The organism is Planctobacterium marinum (assembly GCF_020687805.1).
Classification (GTDB): Bacteria; Pseudomonadota; Gammaproteobacteria; order Enterobacterales; family Alteromonadaceae; genus Planctobacterium; species Planctobacterium marinum.
In genome coordinates, this window is record NZ_JAJEWQ010000006.1 from 44,719 (window position 1) to 64,003 (window position 19,285).

Below are 19,285 nucleotides of genomic sequence, written 5' to 3' on the forward strand. Positions count from 1 at the left end.
TATGGACGAAAAATGGATACTTGAAACCGGTTCGCCGCTGCCGATGGGCGCGACACTGAGTAGCGAAGGGTGTAATTTTTCATTACATGCACCTGACGCAGAAGCTGTCCATTTGTGTTTGTACAACCAGGCTGAACAGTCCATTGCTGAATTACCCTTACCTAAAAAGACCGGTAAGGTATGGCATGGATTGGTAAAAGGCATAAAACCCGGGCAACGTTATGGCTATCGGGTTCATGGTGCGAATATGCCGCAACTGGGGTTGCGCTTCGATCCGCAAAAACTGCTGATTGATCCCTATGCCAAAAGGTTGACCAGACCACTGGTCTGGAACAAAGCTCAGTACGAAGGGGACAGTGCTGAGATGATTCCCAAAGCTGTCGTGTGTGACAACGACTTCAACTGGGATGGTGTAGAAAAACCCCTGTATGGCCCCGACGAAATCATTCTGTATGAAACTCACGTCAAAGGCTTAACACAGCAACACCCTGAGGTTCCCAAAAAATTGCGGGGTACGTATCTGGGCGTTGCCAGTGCACCGGTGATCAAGCACTTGCAGGCCTTAGGGGTAACGGCTGTGCAACTACTACCGGTTATGGCTGCCATGCCTGAACCCTTTATCACCGAAAAAGGGCTGACTAATTACTGGGGTTACAACACCATTAATTATTTTTCTCCTGATAGTCGTTTTGCCATTGAAGACCCGGTCAATGAATTCAAAACTATGGTTAAAACACTTCATCAGGCTGGCATTGAAGTGATTCTGGATGTGGTTTACAACCACACAGCTGAAAGCGGAGATCAGGGGCCTACCTTGTCCTTTAAAGGTATCGATAATTCTGCGTTCTACCTCTTTGAAATGAACGAGCATGGCGCAGTGGATTTTCTGCAATACAGCAATAATTCAGGTTGTGGCAACAGTGTCGATATCTCTCATCCTTATACTATGCGCCTGGTACTGGATTCGTTGCGCTATTGGGTGGAAGAAATGGGCGTGGATGGCTTTCGATTCGACCTGGCGGCCAGTTTGGGCAGAGATCCTCATGAGTTTTCGGCATCTTCGGGATTTTTTAAAGCCCTGCGACAAGATCCCGTGCTGCAACAGGCCAAGTTAATTGCTGAACCTTGGGATATTGGTCATGGTGGTTATCGCCTCGGTCATTTCCCCAGCAACTGGCACGAGTGCAATGACAAATACCGTGACAATGTACGCGCGTTCTGGCGCGGTGACAAAGGCCTCACCAGCGAATTCGCCACCCGTTTACTGGGTTCCCGCGACGTCTTTAAAAAGGGACATCGCTCTATACATTCTTCCGTCAATTTTATTAGTTACCACGATGGCTTTACCTTGCATGATCTGGTTACTTTTCGCGAGAAACACAACGAAGCCAACAGGGAACAAAACCGGGATGGTCACGGCCACAATGTATCGGAAAACTATGGTGTCGAAGGGGAAACCCGCAAGCCTGCAATCATCGCAATTCGCGAGCGACAAAAACGCAATTTGTTTACCACTTTATTGTTGTCTCAGGGCATTCCACATTTACTCGGTGGCGACGAACTAAGCCGTACACAGTTGGGCAACAACAATGCCTATTGCCAGGATAACGAAATCAGCTGGTATCACTGGAAGCTGAACGAGCGGAAACAAGACTTTTTACACTTTTGTCAGGCGGTCGTGGCATTGCGTAAGAACAGCGTATTGTTGCGCAATTTAAATTTGGAAGATGATAGTTTTTGCAACCGGCACAATGTGGTCAGTGTGGGTTGGTATCGTCCTGATGGTCGTCGCAAAGTTGAGGATGATTGGCACGACGCTGACAACCAGGCGTTTGCGGTGGAATTACAAGGGGATGACCAGTCAGATGAACACTGGTTATTGCTGTTTAATGCCAGTGATCACGATGTCAGGTTTAGCTTGCCAGAGCTATCTGCAGATATCGCCTGGCGACTCAAACTGGATACCCGCTACAACAAATTACGTGATCTACCGGAAATCTCGGTAACCGGACATTTTCTGCAGTCTGAAAAAAGCATCAGCGTATTTCGTAAACGAAAGAAGTAAGCTTTCGGTGAATTAAACTCACTGACAGGGATTGTTTACAGTTCAAATCGCTATCACTGGCTGCAAAAGACATCAGTAATGGTTATAATACAACGCCATAACACTGCACATTATTAGTACCTTGCCTGTCTTCGGGTAACCGGTACTCCTACTAAGGATTTCTCAGTACATGTCTGATTCACTTTGTAATATCGGCTTTATCGGTTTGGGGGTTATGGGTAAGAACCTCACGCTTAATCTGGCTGACCACGGTTTTAAAATCGCCTGTTTTGATCTGGACAGCAGTAAGATAGACGATCTTATTGCCACCGATAAATATGAAAATCCGCAAGGTGAATCCCGTATAGTGGGTTGTTACTCCTATACTGAATTATTGCAAAAACTCACTGCACCACACCTTATTATTTTGTCGGTACCGGCTGGTGAACCCGTTGATCACGTTTGTCACCATCTGATAGATGCTGGTATTGAGGCGGATGACATTGTCATTGACACTGGCAACAGCTTGTGGACGGATTCCGTTGAGCGGGAAAAGAAATACAAAGGTAAATTTATCTTCTTCTCGACAGCCGTTTCCGGTGGCGAAGTAGGGGCGCGTTTTGGGCCTTCGCTGATGCCCTCTGGCGACCCTTACGCCTGGACCCGAATCGAACCGGTTTTCACCGCGATTGCCGCAAAAGTGGACCCCGAAACCGGTAAGCCAATGGAATCCCATGTGCCAGGTCAACCGATTCAGGGTGGCGAGCCATGTGCGACTTATATTGGTCCGATTGGCGCTGGTCACTATGTCAAAATGGTACACAATGGCATTGAATATGCCGATATGCAGTTGATTTGCGAAGCATACGATTTAATGAAAACCGGACTGGGTATGACCAGCCTGGAAATTGCCGAAATATTCAGAGAATGGAACAAAGGCATTCTCAACAGTTACCTGATGGAAATCAGTGCCGAAGTTTTATCTAAGATCGACGACGAAACCGGACAGCCTCTGGTGGAGCTGATCATGGATAAAGCGGGACAAAAAGGCACTGGCTTATGGACGGCAGTTAGTGCTCTGCAGGTTGGTGCACCCACGCAAACCATTACTCAGGCGGTATTTGCCAGAAGTTTATCCAGCCTAAAAGCTGAGAGAACACAGGCCGCATCGGTATTGACCGGCCCGGAACCGGCTCGCTTGTCAAATGACGCCAAATCGGCGGCGATTGAGGCATTACGCGATGCCCTGTATTGCTCCAAAATCTGCTCTTATGCTCAGGGTTTTCAGTTGATGGCCATGGCAGCGAAAGAGCACGGCTGGAAGCTGGAATTCGCTGAAATCGCTAAAATTTGGCGAGCAGGTTGCATTATTCGTGCTGTTTTTCTGCAGTCGATTACCAACGCCTATGAGCGCGATGACGACTTAGCCAATCTGCTTTTAGATCCTTTTTTCGCTGAGCAGCTTATCAACTTACAGGGGCACTGGCGAAAAACCATTGCTGATGCCACACTCATGGGGATCCCCTGTGCAGCGATGTCTTCGGCATTAAATTATTTCGATTCCTATCGTCGGGAAACCCTACCGGCTAATTTACTGCAGGGACAACGGGATTATTTTGGCGCGCACACCTATGAACGCGTGGATTGTACGCCTGGTAAAAAGTATCACACAGAATGGAATATGACAGGGCAACCGCAAATAAAGATTAAACGCTAAGCTGAGGTATTATGAAACTGACTGAGCAACAATGGCGAGATAAGCTGACCAACGAGGAGTATCGCGTTTGTCGGGAAAAGGGCACAGAGCGACCTTTTACCGGTGAACTGCTCAATGTCACCGAGCAGGGCGATTATTGTTGTAAGTGTTGTGGCGCGCTGTTGTTCAGTTCAGAGCATAAATTTGATGCCGGCTGTGGTTGGCCATCATTTTTTGAAGAAGCGCAGCAGGGCAATGTGGGTTATCACGAAGACCACAGCCATGGTATGCACCGAATCGAGATTGTGTGTAACAGCTGCGACGCCCACCTTGGGCATGTGTTTCCGGATGGTCCACAACCCACCGGAAAGCGTTATTGCGTGAATTCTGTATCCATGGCATTCAACGCCAAAGAGTAGCCTGCCATCTGTACAGATATTTATACATTGTGGTTATAATTTAGAAGAAAATTAATTTTTGTAATTCTCTTTCAAAATTACCGGTAACTCAGTGTCAAAATGCATTGCCCGTATGGCATTTAATAGACAAACGGCTTGTGTTCTGGTGCAACAAATTTCCCGGAGCGAATGTCGCTGATATAGTCATCAGCGATGTCTTCCAGGCGGTTGGGACGCTTTCCAACTTGCCGCACCAGGGCTTCGATTTGTGCCAGATCTAAATCTTTAACTCCATATTCCTTGGCGATATAAGCCCATACATATGCTCTGGGAAAGCGTTCCTGCTTTAAGAAAATGGTAGACAGACTGTAGAATATCTCGGGTTCAATGGTATCGCCGGATTCATAGAGCTCCAGGGCGTGGTAGAGAAGATTCACGGTTTTGTCTAAATCCTTTTTAACATAGTATTCTGCTAATTTGACCTGCAGATCCGGTTTCTCTAACTCGCCAGTGTTTTCCAGCGCCAAAAACTGCGTCATTGATTCTTCTTTGCCAAAGCGTGACCAATGGTAGTGCAGCAGATAAGGGTATTTAGAATCTTTAGTATCTCTTGCTAACTGTGCTAACTGACGTCTGGCAGTGATCACCCCTTTAACCCGGTCGGTTTTCTTTTCTTTGCGCTTAATGTGCTCTATCTGTGCAGCTTTGCCGATACACACTTTGTAATCTTCAAATTGCAACAACAATTGGTACTTAAGTGGGTCAGAGGGGGCCTGTAGATTGGCATAGCGGGTGCGAATGATCTCTGCTTTTTCCTTTCTGCAATGAGCGTCAGTATTAAGATCCTGACACATCTGCGGATAATCGCGGCAGATTTGCGAAATGGTCTTTTCACCAAAAAATGCGTTTTCACAAGCAGTCAGAAAAAAACAAATAGTCAGAAGACAAAGTAAACGCATTGAGCAGGCACCCTTTGGAGAAAACTTACAAACATAAAGCTGGTTTAACCCTGGTTATTGGTCAAACGTGAAAATTTAGCACAATTTTGTGCAAAGCATAGCTTCCCATAAAATAGCCGCCCTTCAAGTGATTAGCAATGTAAAAACCGGAAGAAATCAGCTTTTACGATTCTTTCATGACCATGAGGTAAACAACAAACATGAATCAGCAGTTAGAACAGGCGTTATTAAATAGTTGGCAGGAACGTCAGGAATACGCGGAGCAAATGCTTCCCTTGCTGGGCAAGCTATACCGTAATTTCGCTGTTGAAGTGACCGTTTTTGGGAAGCCGTTAATGGGCGCGAGTGTCATTGATATTATCAAAGCGCATCGTAGCGTTCGGTTGCACAAAGAAGAAAAATTAAAAGTCAGATATAGCTTTGCCGTGTTAGAAGCTTTATCAAAAATGACGCTGTCTCCGGCGAAAGTGGATATCGGAAAGCTGGCTTATGGCTTCTATCACGAGGATCGCGCTAACGGTCTGGATATGGAAGCCTACCTGGCCCGGGAACTGGAAGGTGTGGCCGGATGTGTGGACAATCACGCACCACAAGACGTCGTGCTTTACGGATTTGGTCGTATCGGACGTATCATGGCGCGTTTGCTAATCGAAAGACAGGGCGAGAATAATAAACTGAGATTGCGCGCTATCGTAGTCAGAGGCGGTAAAGACGGCGATCTGGAAAAACGTGCCAGTCTGTTGCGTCGTGACTCGGTACATGGTCCGTTTAACGGCAGTATAACGGTGGATCACGAAAGAAATGCGTTAAAGGCGAATGGCTCATACATTCAGGTGATATATGCCAATAGTCCTGAAGAAGTGGATTATGAGCAATATGGAATTAAAAATGCGCTGGTGGTAGACAACACCGGTGTTTGGCGCGACCGCGACGGACTGTCAAAGCACCTGGCCTCTAAAGGTGTGGCAAAAGTACTGTTAACAGCCCCAGGTAAAGGCGATATCAAAAATATCGTGTATGGGGTTAACCAGGACGATATCGTTGCCTCTGATCAAATAATGTCTGCTGCGTCCTGTACCACAAATGCAATTACGCCGGTATTAAAGGCGCTGGATGAAAAGTACGGGATCCGCAACGGCCACGTTGAAACGGTACACTCATACACCAACGACCAAAACCTGATTGATAATTTCCACAAGGCAGAACGCCGCGGTCGCAGTGCTTCTCTGAATATGGTTATTACTGAAACCGGTGCAGCTAAAGCCGTGGCTAAGGCCTATCCTAAGTTGGCGGGTAAATTGACTGGCAACGCAATACGGGTACCAACGCCGAACGTTTCGTTGGCGATCCTGAACCTGAACCTGGACAAAGCCACATCAAGAGAAGAAATCAATGAATACCTGAAAGAAGTCTCATTGAACTCTGAACTGCAGGATCAGATTGATTACACCGCATCAACCGAGATTGTCTCTACCGACCTGGTAGGGTCTCGCGCTGCATCTGTAGTGGATTCTCAGGCGACAATCACTTCCGATGATCGCGTTACCCTCTACGTTTGGTACGACAATGAGTTTGGTTATACCTGTCAGGTAGTCAGAGTTGCTCAGAAAATGGCTGGTCTGACATTTGAACACGTGCCAAAGTGGTAGGCGTTAAAACGGGTCTGCGTTAAAATGCGCGAAAGTTGAAATAAAAACCCGGTTCGCCGGGTTTTTTGCTATCTGAGCTTCTGCATTTTCAAAACAGGTGACACTGTGCCGCTAAATAAAAAAAAGTTACTCCGCTGGGGATGTGAGCTATCGCTGTTAGTACTCATTGTCGGTGCAGTCATTACCTGGCAAAGCAAGGATATGCTGTCTGCTGATGGTAGCAGCACTGTCCCTGAAGCCCGCCTTGTGAGCCTGAGCGGTGAGGTACTGCCGCTCGCAGAGCGGGGTAAACGTACCCTGATTTATTTTTGGGCGCCATGGTGTCAGATTTGCGCGCTCAGTATTGGCAGTTTACAAAATATCGAACAACAAGATTTGCATGTAGTTACTGTGGCAATGGATTATGATTCTGTTGAATCAGTGGCAGCATTTGTTGCAGAGCACGATGTACAAAATACGGTGTTATTGGGTACGCAAGCAATTAAACAGGACCTGCAAATTCTGGGATATCCCAGTTATTACCTTGTAAACGAACAACGCAAGATTGTCGCCAAAAGTTATGGCTTAAATACTTCTGTGGGCATAAAAATGAACAACTGGCTTGCACAACTCCGGGAAAGTGCAGAAAAACCCTGATAAGCCCTGTTTTGTTTGGGCTTGGTGGGCTTTGGTGCTAGATTATTCCGCGTTTAAATTCCGGGAATAATAATAATGAGAATAAGCGCCAACTTCGACAGTGGCAACATTAACGTGCTGAAACAGCAGGCAGCCGATGATATCGAGCTGCAAATTCACAAAGATAATAATTCCGATTTTTTCCAGTGGTTCCATTTTTGTCTGGAGTCCACGGCTTTACAGTCCCATGTTATTCGAATCACCAATCTTAAAAACTCTGCTTACCCCGATGCCTGGGAAGGTTATCAGGCCGTCGCTTCATATGATCGCGAAACCTGGTTTCGCGTCGATAGCAGTTTTTCTGATGGCACCTTAACCATTGAATTTACGCCGGAAAATGAATGTACCTGGTTTGCCTACTTCGCGCCTTACAGTTATGACCGCCACCTGGACTTAATCGCCTGGTCTCAGGCTCAGACCGCCTGTCGTGCTGAATTTCTCGGTTACACGCTTGATGGCCGGGACATGACATTGCTGACGGTTGGCAGTGAAGGCGAGGGCAAAAAACGGGTTTGGTTGACGGCCAGGCAACACCCGGGTGAATCCATGGCCGAGTGGTTTATCGAAGGATTACTGGAGCGGTTGCTCAACGAAGACGATCCGATGAGTCAGGCGTTGCTGCAGGAATGTGTATTCTACATAGTGCCGAACATGAACCCTGATGGCTCTGTTCGCGGTCATTTGCGCACCAACGCTAACGGTGTAAACCTCAACCGCGTATGGCACGATCCCAAAGAAGCGACCGAACCGGAAGTCTTTCACGTGCTACAAAAAATGCATCAAACCGGTGTAGACCTGTACCTGGACATACACGGTGATGAAGCCATCCCCTACAATTTTGTGGCAGGGTGTGAGGGGAATCCGGACTATAGCGAGCGCCTTGCCCAACTCGAGGCAAACTTTAGTAAAATTCTGCTTAGCGTAACACCGGAATTCCAAACCACGCACGGTTATGCTAAAGATGCTCCTGGCAAAGCGAATATGACCGTCGCTTCAAACGCAGTATGTAATTATTTTGACTGCCTGGCGCTTACGGTTGAAATGCCATTTAAAGACAATGATAAACTGCCAGATCCTGCCTACGGCTGGAGCCCTGAGCGTAGTAAACGTTTTGGCGAAGATATGCTCACCGCCATTTTCAATATCAAAGAACAATTAAAATAAGAACGGAATAACAAGTAAGAGGGTAAAGCTTTGGAAGCATTAGGAAATTTTTTATTATTGCTGGACAGTTATCTTGGGAGTTCATGGTGGTTCCCATATGTCTTGTTAGGCACCGGTCTGTACTTTACGTTGTATCTGAAGTTTCCTCAGATACGCTATTTCAGACACGCTCTGCGCATTGTCTCCGGTAAGTATGACAAGAAAACCGACGAAGGTGATACCTCTCACTTTCAGGCACTGGCCACGGCGCTCTCCGGTACTGTCGGTACCGGTAATATCAGTGGTGTGGCATTAGCTATCTTTTTAGGTGGCCCTGCGGCACTGTTGTGGATGTGGGTTACGGCATTTTTGGGGATGACCACTAAGTTTGTGGAAGTCACCTTGTCTCATAAATACCGTGAAAAAACCGAAGATGGCACCATGGCTGGGGGCCCCATGTATTTCATGGATAAGCGCCTGAACATGAAATGGTTGGCAGTGGGTTTTGCCATTGCTACCGTCGTCAGCTCATTTGGTACCGGCTCATTACCCCAAATTAATGGCATTTCAACCAGTATGGAAGCCACCTTTGGCATCGAACCTATTTTAACCGGTGGGGTATTATCGATTTTACTGGCCTTAGTTATTCTGGGCGGCATTACCCGTATTGCTGCGGTAACATCCAAAATCGTACCTTTTATGGCTGGCCTGTACATCATTGGTGCGTTGGCGGTTATTTTCTACAATATTGAAAATATTGGTCCTTCATTTGTTTCGATTTTTGAATACGCATTTACCGGCTCTGCCGCGGTAGGTGGATTCTTAGGTGCCAGCTTTGCTTATGCTTTCAATCGCGGTGTTAATCGCGGCTTGTTTTCTAACGAAGCTGGTCAGGGTTCAGCGCCGATTGCTCACGCATCAGCCAAAGCACACGAGCCTGTTTCTGAGGGTATGGTATCCATCCTTGAACCTTTCATTGATACCATCCTGATCTGTACGTTAACCGGTTTGGTTATTTTGTCGTCCGGTGTCTGGAATGAAAAGTTCGAGAATCAGTTTGATCGCACTGACATGCTTATTGTGGCAGGCGAATACAAACAAGACGATGATGCCAATAAAGTTGAACTGTACAAATTCTTAAATGACGATGGTGCGCACACCGTTGAACCGTTTAACGGCAAAATTGAAGTGGTTGCCGGCAAAGCTCTGGGCAACGATTTCACCATTATCAATGCCCGTTCTATCGCGGAAAATATCAGCTTTAGCCTGAGCAGCAACGATGACCCATTCACGGGAACTCTGAATGTCGTGGATGGTAAGTTGGTGAAAGAAAATATCGTTGTCACCGGCAAGTCATTGATCCATTCGGCAACACTGACAACGAAAGCCTTTACACGGGGATTCTTTGGTGAGTCAGGGCAATACATCGTATCAATTGGTCTCTTATTGTTCGCCTTTTCAACGGCAATTTCATGGTCTTATTATGGCGACCGGGCAATGACTTACCTGATTGGTCCCCGGGCGATAATGCCATACCGCGTATTTTATATAGCCGGATTCTTTTGGGCTTCGTTTTCAGATACAACGTTAATCTGGTATTTGTCATACGTCGCGATTGTGGTTATGACCTTGCCTAACCTGTTCGGCATCCTTATGTTACGTAAAGAGATGCGTGAAACTGTGGATCAATACTGGCAAGACTTTGAGAAAGAGCAAAACTCAAAATAACAGATAGCGCGGCCACAGCCGCGCTTTTGCTTTAATACTGAGACAGTTTTTACCGTATAGTTAACTTATCTGAACCAAATTCGGAGTATTATTTTTTAATGTCGATCGTAAACTGTGTGTCCTGCAACAAAAAAATTTCCAGTCGTGCTGAGTCTTGCCCACATTGTGGCTTTTCCACAAGCGGTATGACTCAGGATGATGAGGAACGTAAAAAGCGACACAAACATTTTCTGAAAGTGCAATCCATTAATAATCAGGCTGCGTTAGCGGTACTGCTCTTTGTTGCCGGTTTTGCCTACATGTATTGGGGCGGTGTTAGCCCCAGTGAAAAAGAGTGGTATATTGCAATGAGTGTTTCTGGCATTGGATTTTTTTGGTATATCATCAATCGGATTCGAATGGTGATCGTGAAACGTTCTAAGAGATAGTAACCACGCCATGACTCCCGAAACACTTCTCAGGGCTATGACCCCCGACATATATGAGCGGCTTCGACAGTCTGTTGAAACCGGAAAATGGTTGGATGGGAAACCATTGTCTGAAGAACAAAAAAACACCTGTATGCAGGCCATCATGATTTACCAATCAAAGGTGCTGGCCAGTAAAGAACACATGACAGTTGACGAAAACGGCGAAATCGTTCACCTGTCAAAACAGGAATTTAAAAAACAATTTAACTCGCAGCGCGATATTGCCCGGTTTAAGCAAGATGATTTTTAGCAAACTTTTTCAACCCAAGTACAAGCACAAGGACCCATTAGTTCGTATTCAGGCTATTGGTACGCTCTCTGCAGAAGAGTCACAGCACAAATCGGTGTTACATGAGCTGGCCTTCAACGACAGTGACAACCGCGTTAGTGTTGCGGCGCTAAATAAGCTCAACAACTTTGATCTTTGGTGGAAAATGATGGAAATCTCCAAAGACGAGCGCCTGGCCAGGCACGCCAGAAGCAAAGTAGAAGACGCGTTATTGGGTAAAAATGACATCGCCATTTCACCGAAGGCGCGCAATGCTTTTATCAAAGAGTGTAAGAATAATTCGCTGCTGGAAACCCTGTTGCAAAAACACGCTATTGAGGAAAGTGACACCGATATATTTTTGAGTGTGCTGAATCGCCTGAATAAAGCGCAGTTAACTCTTCGTACTTTGCTAAACACGCCAAATAAGGCGTTGCAGGAAGCCTTATTTGACAAGGTGTATGATGAAGCTGAATTGGCCAGGATCGTAAAAAAGGCAAAGGACAGCGCGTTGGTTGAACAAGCGCGACAGCGCCTGGAGCGTATTCAGACAGATAAACTAAAGCCCATTCAGTTGGAAAAAGAGGTTAAGTTAACGCTGTCAAAATTACTGGCGCTAGCCGAAGAGTCCGATTTTCAAAAGTTTCAGGATGTCTGGCAGGCACTGCAAAGCGAGTTTCAGGCGCAACAGGCACAGTTTAACCTGTTGGCAACGGAACAGGCGCAATCACTGCTTGGCAAATATCAGGAAATAGAACACAAGTTAAAGAATAAGTCTGGTCGATTACGTGGTGACTGGGATGTTCAACAGGAACTCGCTCGCACCAGTGCGGCACTGAAATCCGCATCACAACGATGTGAAAACGTCTTATCTCAGGTGGAAAGTGCGCTGTCCAGTCATGCAGCGGATATAACTCTGGGCGAGCTGGAATCCTTTAACGAACAAATCAGCCAGGCGGAGCAGGACCTGAATGATATGCTGTCATTACCGCTGACAGATGCAGAGCGACGTGGCATCGAGGATTTAATCAATAAACTGATGACCAGCAGAACCAGTCTGGACTCACTACCGGCATTGCAACAAGCCCTGACACAAGGTGAAGAGGTGCTGCAACAGATTCAAAAACTCAGCCTGCCTGATGATGTCAGCCAGATTGACGCGGCTCAGATGTACCTCAATGAGACGGCTGAACGGTGGCAAGATATAACCACCGGTTTTAAATCTATCTGGCCAAAAGCTTTGCAGCAAAGGTGGTCTGAGAGTCAGAAAGAATGGAAAAAGGCATTGCAGCAATTGCGCAAAGAACTGCAGGAGCAAGTTTCCAGGGTGCGAGGCCGCTTGAATGGTATTGAAAAAGCTATCGCACAGGGCCGGTTTAAAAATGCCATGCGCAATTATGAACAGATTAAACAAGATTATCTGAGCTTGCCGGAAGGGCAGCAAGTCAGGCTGTCCAGACAGTTTGATAAAGTCAAAGAGCAAATTGAAAACCTGCAAGACTGGCAGGCTTATATTGCCACTCCCCGCAAACCTGAGTTATTAAAAGAGATTGAGCAACTGGTACTCAATCCTTTGGACCCGGAAACTCAGGCTGAGCGGGTAAAAGAGCTCAGAAAGGAATGGAATGCCCTGGGTGTCGTGGCCAATGAAACCGATGATGTGCTGAACAATGCATTCAATCTGGCTTGTGAAGAGGCATTTAAACCCTGCCGTGAGTTTTACGCCGAGCAGGAGAAACAACGACTTGAAAATCTAGAGGCGAAGCAAAAACTGTTGGCAGAGTTACAGCAAAAGCCTACGGATGACGTTGTTGAACTCAGTAAAGCATTGCGTCAAATGCAAACCCAGTGGAAGCAAGTTGGTGCAGTAGATTACAAGGATCTGGAACCCCTGAATGCGCGCTATCAGCAGGTGGTTAATCCGCTAAAAGATAAAGTGAATCAGTTCTATCAGGACAATGCACAATTAAAACAAAACCTGTTGCAAAAGGCTGAGGCGCTGTTATCGCTGGAGGACTGGAAAGAAGCCACTGAAGCCGCAAAGAAAATCCAGCAGCAGTGGAAGCAAATTGAATTTGCCGGGCAACGGCTCGAAAACAAATTATGGTCAGATTTCAGAGCTATCAACGATAAAATCTTTGCTAAACGGGAGAGCGCTGTTAATGAGCAAAATGACGCTGCCCAGGCGCGTTTGACAGAAATAGAGCGAATTTTGCAAGACGCTCAAAAGACCCTGAATGACAGTAGTAACAAAGCAGAAATAGAGCAGTTTTTGAATGACCAGTGGCAGGTGTTGTCTCAGGAAATTCAGTCTCTGCCTCGTAAATTAAATGCGGATGTCTTCAGGTTATCTCAGCAGATAAAATCCGAATTGCAGGAAAAATTACTTTATTTAGGAGACAGTCAACGCACGGCTCAGTATCAGGCTGTATTTGAAGTACTGGCTGCATGGCAACAATCTCAGGTACCAGAGTCTGCCACTGAATTGCCTAACTACTGGCGTCAGGCGTTTCATACGGCCACACTGGTGGAACATGAGCTCAGCGATTTTAATCGCCATCAGTTGGTGATTTTATTGGAGCTTTTGCAGGATAAAACCTCACCTGACAACGATGAAGCCGAGCGCAAACAGGTGCAATTGCAACTCATGACATTAAAGCTGCAGGAAGGCATCAATCTGGATACGGATGAAATATTGAAAGTCTGGATTTCACTGGGGCCGCTGTCCGGGTCTGACGTACAGTTATTACCCCGGCTAAAAACCTTGTTTGGGATCTGACAACCCCTCTGTACACTGTGTCACCAGAGGTTGTTCTGGTGACACCTTCGTCTGGATTTGCTGCTCTGTGCAAATTATTCGCTTAATTCACCTTTGATATTGCTGCTCATCTTCTTTCTTGATAATTCGAAGTCCAGGCCAGTACTCAGCAGGAAATGCAACTTCGCCAACGCGGCTTCAGGGGTCATATCCATACCTGACACCACGCCGACTTGTTGTAGCGCTTTGCCTGTTGCGTAACCTTCCATATTCACTTTGCCATGCATACATTGAGTGCAATTAACAACCATGATCTGTTTGTCATGGGCCCGTTTGAGTTCCTGCAATATGCCTTCATTTTGCGGGGCATTACCGACGCCGTAGCTCAATAAAATTAAGGCTTTTACCGGTTGCATTAGCGTATTGTGAATAACCTTGTCGCTGATACCCGGATACAGAGTGATAACCCCAACCGGTTGAGGCGCCACAGGCTGTACTTTTAGTTCATTGCCCTTCGCCAGAGACACTTTTCCAGCAACTACCTCAATATTGATACCCGCCTGTAATAACACCGGAAAGTTTGGCGAAGTAAATGCATCAAAGCCATCGGCGTCTGTCTTGCGGCTGCGGTTACCTCTGAGCAGTTTATTGTTGAAGAACAGAGATACTTCAGGAATAGGGTAGTTGGCAGCGATATACAGTGCGTTTAACAGATTGGTTTGACCGTCAGAGCGCAGCTCTGCCAGTGGGATCTGTGAACCGGTTACGATGATAGGTTTATCCAGGTTATCCAGCATAAAAGACAGCGCAGAGGCGGTATAGGCCATAGTGTCGGTGCCATGTAAGATAATAAAACCATCAAACTGTTGATAATTTTGCTGGATGTCCTGGGCGATTTGCATCCAGTGTGAAGGGTCCATATCTGAAGAATCGATCAGTGCATCGTATTCATGGATGACAAATTCCGGCATCTCACTGCGATAGAATTCCGGCATCTTTCGAACCGTATCTGCCAAAAAGCCCTTAACCGGGACGTATCCCTTGTTTGAAGGTTGCATACCAATGGTGCCACCGGTATAGGCTACATATATTCTATTCTTCTGCATTTTTGCAATCTTATGTTTAGGGACGAGGCGCGCAAATTATGCCATTGAAGGCAAGGCGGATAAAGAAGGCAAGGGGATAAAAGTGTTTAGAGGTAAAAACTGCAGAACCAGACAGAAAAATCCGGGCTTCACTGCCCGGTAAAAGAGAATTGATAATACGTTAACCAGTGGTGATATTATCACCAATTCACCTCAAGTTTAAAGCTCTTTTTTTATACAGCGTGAGATTTTTCACAATAAGGATAAAACCTTTCCCTGGTCTTTATCCTGATAAAGGGTTAAGTGTTAATACTCACACATAAAACAAAGCGCATACATGCCTCTGGGATCATTCAGACTGCCCAGTTTGTCATAGTCACTGACCAATTGTTGAACCATATTCATTAAGCGGTGATCACTGTCAACGGTAATTGCTTTGCCCACCAGTGCGGATGCACCGCCAAAAAACTCTTTCCAAAATTGTTCAGACGCGGAAAGTGGGCGTTCAACGTATTGAATGTCGTAACGTTCCATGCTGGCGAGGTTGGCTGCGGATTGCACGGCATCGTTCAGATAACCCAGATTGTCAACCAGCCCCAGGGACTTTGCTGTTTCACCAATCCAAACGCGACCCTGAGCGATTTCATCTACCCGCTCTACAGGCATATCTCTGGCGGTGGATACCAGCTCAATAAATTGCTCGTAACCATGCTCGATACTGCGCTGAAATATATTGCCAATCGCCGGATTTAATGTTCTGGCCGGTGAAAAGGCGCCTGAAAACTCAGTCGTACCCACACCGTCGGTATGGATGCCCAGCCAGCCTAAAGTATCTTCGTAAGTCAGAAACATACCAAATATGCCGATGGAGCCGGTGATAGTCGATGGCGCAGCCCAAATCTCATCCGCGTTGGCAGATATCCAGTAACCTCCGGATGCGGCCATGGAACTCATTGAGGCTACGACAGGTTTGCCGGCTTCTTGCAGCAGTTTGACTTCCTGGCGAATAATTTCTGACGCAAATGCACTACCTCCCGGCGAATCAACCTGCAATACTACTGCCTTGATATTGTCGTCCAGACGGGCTTGCCGCAATAACCGGGCGGTGCTGTCTCCGCCGATCGTACCCGCTTTTTGATTGCCGTTTAAAATGGTGCCTTTTGCCACCACAATGCCGACCTTATCGGTATCGTTTTTAAGCAGCGGTAAAGGTTTTACAACCTGTAAGTACTTTTCAAAGTCGATATTGGAAAACCCTTTTTTAGAACTGTCTTTACCGACTAATTCCACTAACTCGAGGCGCACTTCTTCGCGGGTTTTTAAGGCATCAACCCAATTGTTTTGCAATGCGTATTGCGCAAAATCACCCCCGGCGTTTTCAAACTTGAGCATAAAATCATTGATCTGCTCATCAAAATTTTCCACGGTAAAACCCCGTGCCTGGGCGATGTCTTGTTTGTATTGTGACCAGAGACTATTTAACCAGGCTTCGTTGGCTTGTTTAGCTTCTTCTGACATGTCATCCCGTAATACTGGTTCAACTGCCGATTTAAAGGTACCAACCCGGAATACGTGAGTCTTGGCTTTTAATTTTTCCAGTGCTGATTTGAAATAGGCCTGATATCGACCAAATCCGTCCAGGAACATGAATCCCATCGGATTGAGGTAAAGGTGATCGGCATGGCTTGCCAGGTAGTATTGCCCTTGAGAATAAAAATCCCCAATGGCGTAGACGGGCTTATCAGCCTGCTTAAAGTCTTCGATGGCCATGGCGATTTGTTTTAACTTGTCCATACCGGCGTTACCCAGGCCGTGCAGATCCAGTACCATCGCTTTGATGCGATTATCCTGTTTAGCATTTTCAATGGTCCACAATACATCTCTGAGCAATACTTCCGGGTTTTCTTCCCGTTGATCAAAGGCTTCCCGCATAAACTCATCAAAAGGATCAACGGTTTGTTTTTGAATAACCACATCACCGTACAAATTCATCACTAATGCGGAATTTTTGGGAACACTGATTTGTTCCTCACCTGACATCAGTGCGTAAACGATAAAACCAACAATCCCTAAAAACACAATATTAAATACCAAATTTCTAAAGAAATTTAATAGTGTCCATATGCCGGTAAAAAAAGATTGAGTCCAACTTCTATCTCTAGACATAATTCTCTCTAATTTAAACAACTGTCTATAATCGTACCTAATGTCAAAACAATAACACAATGTGAAATGTAATTTTTTATGTTGTGAACCTTGTCAGATTAGATACACTGTTTTGAAATACAGGTAAGACCAGTTAGTTATGAATAAAAATCCTCATTACCCTCATTTGTTTGAACCGCTTGATTTGGGGTTCACCACACTTAAAAACCGAACCCTGATGGGATCGATGCACATTGGCCTGGAAGAAGAAAAAGGCGGCCATGAAAAAATGGCGGCGTTTTACGCTGAAAGGGCGGCTGGTGGTGCCGGTTTAATCGTTACCGGTGGTATTGCGCCTAATTATCAGGGATGGGTGATGCCGTTTGCGGCACGCATGACGAAAAAAAGCCACGCCAAAAAACACAAAGTTATTACGCAGGCTGTGCATGACCACGGTGGTAAGATATGTATGCAAATTTTGCATACCGGCAGATATGCCTATCATCCCTTTGCCGTGGCTCCCTCGGCCCTGAAAGCGCCGATAAATCAGTTCAAGCCCAAAGCTTTGTCCTCACGGGGCGTCAGGCAAACTATTAAGGATTACGGCCAAAGTGCACTGATGGCTAAAGAAGCCGGATATGACGGTGTGGAAGTCATGGGCTCTGAGGGTTATCTGATCAATCAGTTTTTATGTCCCAGAACCAACCATCGCGAGGATGAATGGGGAGGTAGCTTCGAGAACAGGGCGCGGTTTGCCGTGGAAACAGTAAAAGCTGTTCGGGAAAGAGTGGGTACCGATTTTATTATTATCTTCCGGTTATCAATGTTGGATTTGGTGGAAGGCGGTAGCAACTGGCAGGAAGTTGTCGCACTGGCAAAAATGATTGAGGCTGCCGGGGCCACCATAATAAATACCGGAATTGGTTGGCACGAAGCCCGGGTACCGACGATTTCCACCTCAGTACCCAGAGCCGCATTTACCTGGGTAACTGAGCGCTTAAAAGGGGAGGTAAGTATTCCGCTTATTACCACCAATCGAATCAACACCCCGGAAGTCGCAGAGCAGATTCTGGCCAGCGGTCAGGCTGATATGGTGTCCATGGCACGCCCCTTTCTGGCGGATTCTGATTTTGTGAATAAAGCCGAAAAAGGTTTGGCGGATCGCATTAACACCTGTATAGCCTGCAATCAGGCCTGCCTGGATCACGTATTTCAGCGCAAACGCGCCTCCTGTCTGGTGAACCCACGCGCCGGTTATGAAACCGAGTTAAATTTCCCATTAACCAATCACAAGAAAAAGATAGCCGTAGTGGGCGCAGGGCCTGCCGGACTGGCATTTTCATGTTATGCCGCCGAGCGAGGACATGAAGTACACCTGTTTGACAAGGCCGGGGATATCGGTGGCCAGTTTAATTATGCCAAACGCATTCCCGGCAAAGAGGAATTCTACGAAACGTTGCGTTATTTTAAGCATCGCCTGCAAGACGCCGGTGTCAATGTGCATCTCAATAGTTTGCAAACTGCGCAAAGTATAGCCCAGGGGGGCTTTAATGAAGTGGTGTTGGCAACCGGGATTATGCCTCGGCAACTGGATATACCAGGCATAGAAGATGAAAAAGTCATGACCTATCTGGATGTCTTGCGGGACAATAAACCCGTTGGCCGTAAAGTAGCTATTATTGGTGCTGGTGGCATTGGGTTTGACGTAGCAGAATTTATTGCCGAAGAGCACTCTTTAACGGTGGACCCGGAGAAGTGGCTTAAGAACTGGGGAATAGATAAAGACTATAAGGAACGTGGTGCACTCGCTGAACCTACTCACACAGCCAGTGAGCGGGAAATTTATCTGCTGCAGCGCAAAGCCAGTAAAGTGGGCAAAGGGCTGGGTAAAACCACCGGCTGGATACACCGCGCTACGTTGCAGCAAAAAGGCGTGAAAATGATGCCTGGTGTCACCTATGAGCGCATTGATGAGCAGGGACTGCATATCGTGGTTAATGAACAGCCGCAATTGCTGGAAGTGGATAATGTGATTGTTTGTGCCGGACAGGAGCCCTTTAAAGCATTCCATCGGGAACTGACGGAGCTTTCTGACGTGAAAGTCCATATTATTGGCGGTGCTGATGTCGCAGCAGAACTGGATGCCAAGCGCGCTATACGACAAGGCGCAGAATTGGCCGCTGTGATATAAACCGGGCAGAACACAGAGGGCGATTGCCCTCTGATTGCTATCATATTCCGGAACTCCTTCACAAAATAACCAAATA

Annotated in this window: 14 protein-coding genes; 11 read left to right on the forward strand and 3 right to left on the reverse strand. The window is 46.5% G+C overall.

Features of this window, described 5'->3' with window-relative positions:
- Position 1: 1 nt before the first annotated feature.
- The 3 genes from glgX (at position 2) to msrB (ending at position 4,159) form a co-directional block, all read left to right on the forward strand.
- Positions 2-2,065 (forward strand): glycogen debranching protein GlgX, encoded by a 2,064-nt coding sequence (glgX, locus tag LJ740_RS18075; protein ID WP_229530539.1) that lies wholly within the window; start codon positions 2-4, stop codon positions 2,063-2,065.
- Between the two features lie 169 nt (positions 2,066-2,234).
- Entirely contained in the window at positions 2,235-3,761 is a 1,527-nt protein-coding gene (gene gndA / locus LJ740_RS18080; RefSeq protein WP_229530540.1) for an NADP-dependent phosphogluconate dehydrogenase, read from the forward strand.
- Between the two features lie 11 nt (positions 3,762-3,772).
- Positions 3,773-4,159 carry a peptide-methionine (R)-S-oxide reductase MsrB gene (msrB, locus tag LJ740_RS18085; protein WP_229530541.1) on the forward strand — a complete coding sequence of 129 codons (387 nt, stop codon included), beginning with the start codon at positions 3,773-3,775 and terminating at the stop codon, positions 4,157-4,159.
- Positions 4,160-4,278: 119 nt separating this feature from the next.
- Here the strand turns inward: msrB and LJ740_RS18090 are convergent, their stop codons facing one another.
- Positions 4,279-5,097, reverse strand: a complete 819-nt coding sequence (locus tag LJ740_RS18090; protein ID WP_229530542.1) for a DUF2989 domain-containing protein — start codon at positions 5,095-5,097, stop codon at positions 4,279-4,281.
- Between the two features lie 200 nt (positions 5,098-5,297).
- Between LJ740_RS18090 and LJ740_RS18095 the strand changes: the two genes are divergently transcribed.
- The 7 genes from LJ740_RS18095 (at position 5,298) to LJ740_RS18125 (ending at position 13,809) form a co-directional block, all read left to right on the forward strand.
- On the forward strand, positions 5,298-6,746 hold the full coding sequence (locus tag LJ740_RS18095) for a glyceraldehyde-3-phosphate dehydrogenase (RefSeq protein ID WP_229530543.1): 1,449 nt from the start codon (positions 5,298-5,300) through the stop codon (positions 6,744-6,746).
- A 105-nt stretch (positions 6,747-6,851) separates the two neighbouring features.
- Positions 6,852-7,382, forward strand: a complete 531-nt coding sequence (locus LJ740_RS18100) for a TlpA family protein disulfide reductase (protein WP_229530544.1) — start codon at positions 6,852-6,854, stop codon at positions 7,380-7,382.
- A 75-nt stretch (positions 7,383-7,457) separates the two neighbouring features.
- Entirely contained in the window at positions 7,458-8,585 is a 1,128-nt protein-coding gene (locus tag LJ740_RS18105) for a M14 family metallopeptidase (RefSeq protein ID WP_229530545.1), read from the forward strand.
- 30 nt (positions 8,586-8,615) lie between these two features.
- Positions 8,616-10,292, forward strand: coding sequence for an alanine/glycine:cation symporter family protein (locus tag LJ740_RS18110; RefSeq protein ID WP_229530546.1), 1,677 nt, complete (start codon positions 8,616-8,618; stop codon positions 10,290-10,292).
- 98 nt (positions 10,293-10,390) lie between these two features.
- On the forward strand, positions 10,391-10,720 hold the full coding sequence (locus LJ740_RS18115) for a hypothetical protein (RefSeq protein ID WP_229530547.1): 330 nt from the start codon (positions 10,391-10,393) through the stop codon (positions 10,718-10,720).
- A gap of 10 nt (positions 10,721-10,730) precedes the next feature.
- The gene (locus LJ740_RS18120) at positions 10,731-11,012 is read left to right on the forward strand and encodes a YeaC family protein (protein ID WP_229530548.1); all 282 of its coding nucleotides are present in this window, start codon (positions 10,731-10,733) and stop codon (positions 11,010-11,012) included.
- The gene (locus LJ740_RS18125; RefSeq protein ID WP_229530549.1) at positions 11,002-13,809 is read left to right on the forward strand and encodes a DUF349 domain-containing protein; all 2,808 of its coding nucleotides are present in this window, start codon (positions 11,002-11,004) and stop codon (positions 13,807-13,809) included. Before LJ740_RS18120 ends, LJ740_RS18125 begins: the two co-directional genes overlap by 11 nt.
- A 74-nt stretch (positions 13,810-13,883) precedes the next feature.
- Here LJ740_RS18125 and ansA read toward each other — a convergent pair whose 3' ends face one another.
- Positions 13,884-14,894, reverse strand: coding sequence for an asparaginase (gene ansA, locus LJ740_RS18130; RefSeq protein WP_229530550.1), 1,011 nt, complete (start codon positions 14,892-14,894; stop codon positions 13,884-13,886).
- A 285-nt stretch (positions 14,895-15,179) separates the two neighbouring features.
- Positions 15,180-17,039: a signal peptide peptidase SppA gene (gene sppA / locus LJ740_RS18135; protein ID WP_229530551.1), complete on the reverse strand. Its 1,860-nt coding sequence runs from the start codon at positions 17,037-17,039 to the stop codon at positions 15,180-15,182.
- 139 nt (positions 17,040-17,178) lie between these two features.
- On the opposite strand from sppA, the gene LJ740_RS18140 reads away from it, so the two are divergent.
- Positions 17,179-19,209 carry an oxidoreductase gene (locus tag LJ740_RS18140; RefSeq protein WP_229530552.1) on the forward strand — a complete coding sequence of 677 codons (2,031 nt, stop codon included), beginning with the start codon at positions 17,179-17,181 and terminating at the stop codon, positions 19,207-19,209.
- The last annotated feature ends 76 nt before the right edge of the window (positions 19,210-19,285 follow it).

What these genes read in the sequence shown, in the direction of transcription:
- gndA (WP_229530540.1), top strand. Translation starts at nt 2,235, where the DNA reads ATGTCTGATTCACTTTGTAATATCGGCTTTATCGGTTTGGGGGTTATG.
- ansA (WP_229530550.1), bottom strand. Translation starts at nt 14,894, where the DNA reads ATGCAGAAGAATAGAATATATGTAGCCTATACCGGTGGCACCATTGGT.
- LJ740_RS18120 (WP_229530548.1), top strand. Translation starts at nt 10,731, where the DNA reads ATGACTCCCGAAACACTTCTCAGGGCTATGACCCCCGACATATATGAG.
- LJ740_RS18140 (WP_229530552.1), top strand. Translation starts at nt 17,179, where the DNA reads ATGAATAAAAATCCTCATTACCCTCATTTGTTTGAACCGCTTGATTTG.
- LJ740_RS18105 (WP_229530545.1), top strand. Translation starts at nt 7,458, where the DNA reads ATGAGAATAAGCGCCAACTTCGACAGTGGCAACATTAACGTGCTGAAA.
- LJ740_RS18115 (WP_229530547.1), top strand. Translation starts at nt 10,391, where the DNA reads ATGTCGATCGTAAACTGTGTGTCCTGCAACAAAAAAATTTCCAGTCGT.
- glgX (WP_229530539.1), top strand. Translation starts at nt 2, where the DNA reads ATGGACGAAAAATGGATACTTGAAACCGGTTCGCCGCTGCCGATGGGC.
- LJ740_RS18095 (WP_229530543.1), top strand. Translation starts at nt 5,298, where the DNA reads ATGAATCAGCAGTTAGAACAGGCGTTATTAAATAGTTGGCAGGAACGT.
- sppA (WP_229530551.1), bottom strand. Translation starts at nt 17,039, where the DNA reads ATGTCTAGAGATAGAAGTTGGACTCAATCTTTTTTTACCGGCATATGG.
- msrB (WP_229530541.1), top strand. Translation starts at nt 3,773, where the DNA reads ATGAAACTGACTGAGCAACAATGGCGAGATAAGCTGACCAACGAGGAG.
- LJ740_RS18125 (WP_229530549.1), top strand. Translation starts at nt 11,002, where the DNA reads ATGATTTTTAGCAAACTTTTTCAACCCAAGTACAAGCACAAGGACCCA.
- LJ740_RS18090 (WP_229530542.1), bottom strand. Translation starts at nt 5,097, where the DNA reads ATGCGTTTACTTTGTCTTCTGACTATTTGTTTTTTTCTGACTGCTTGT.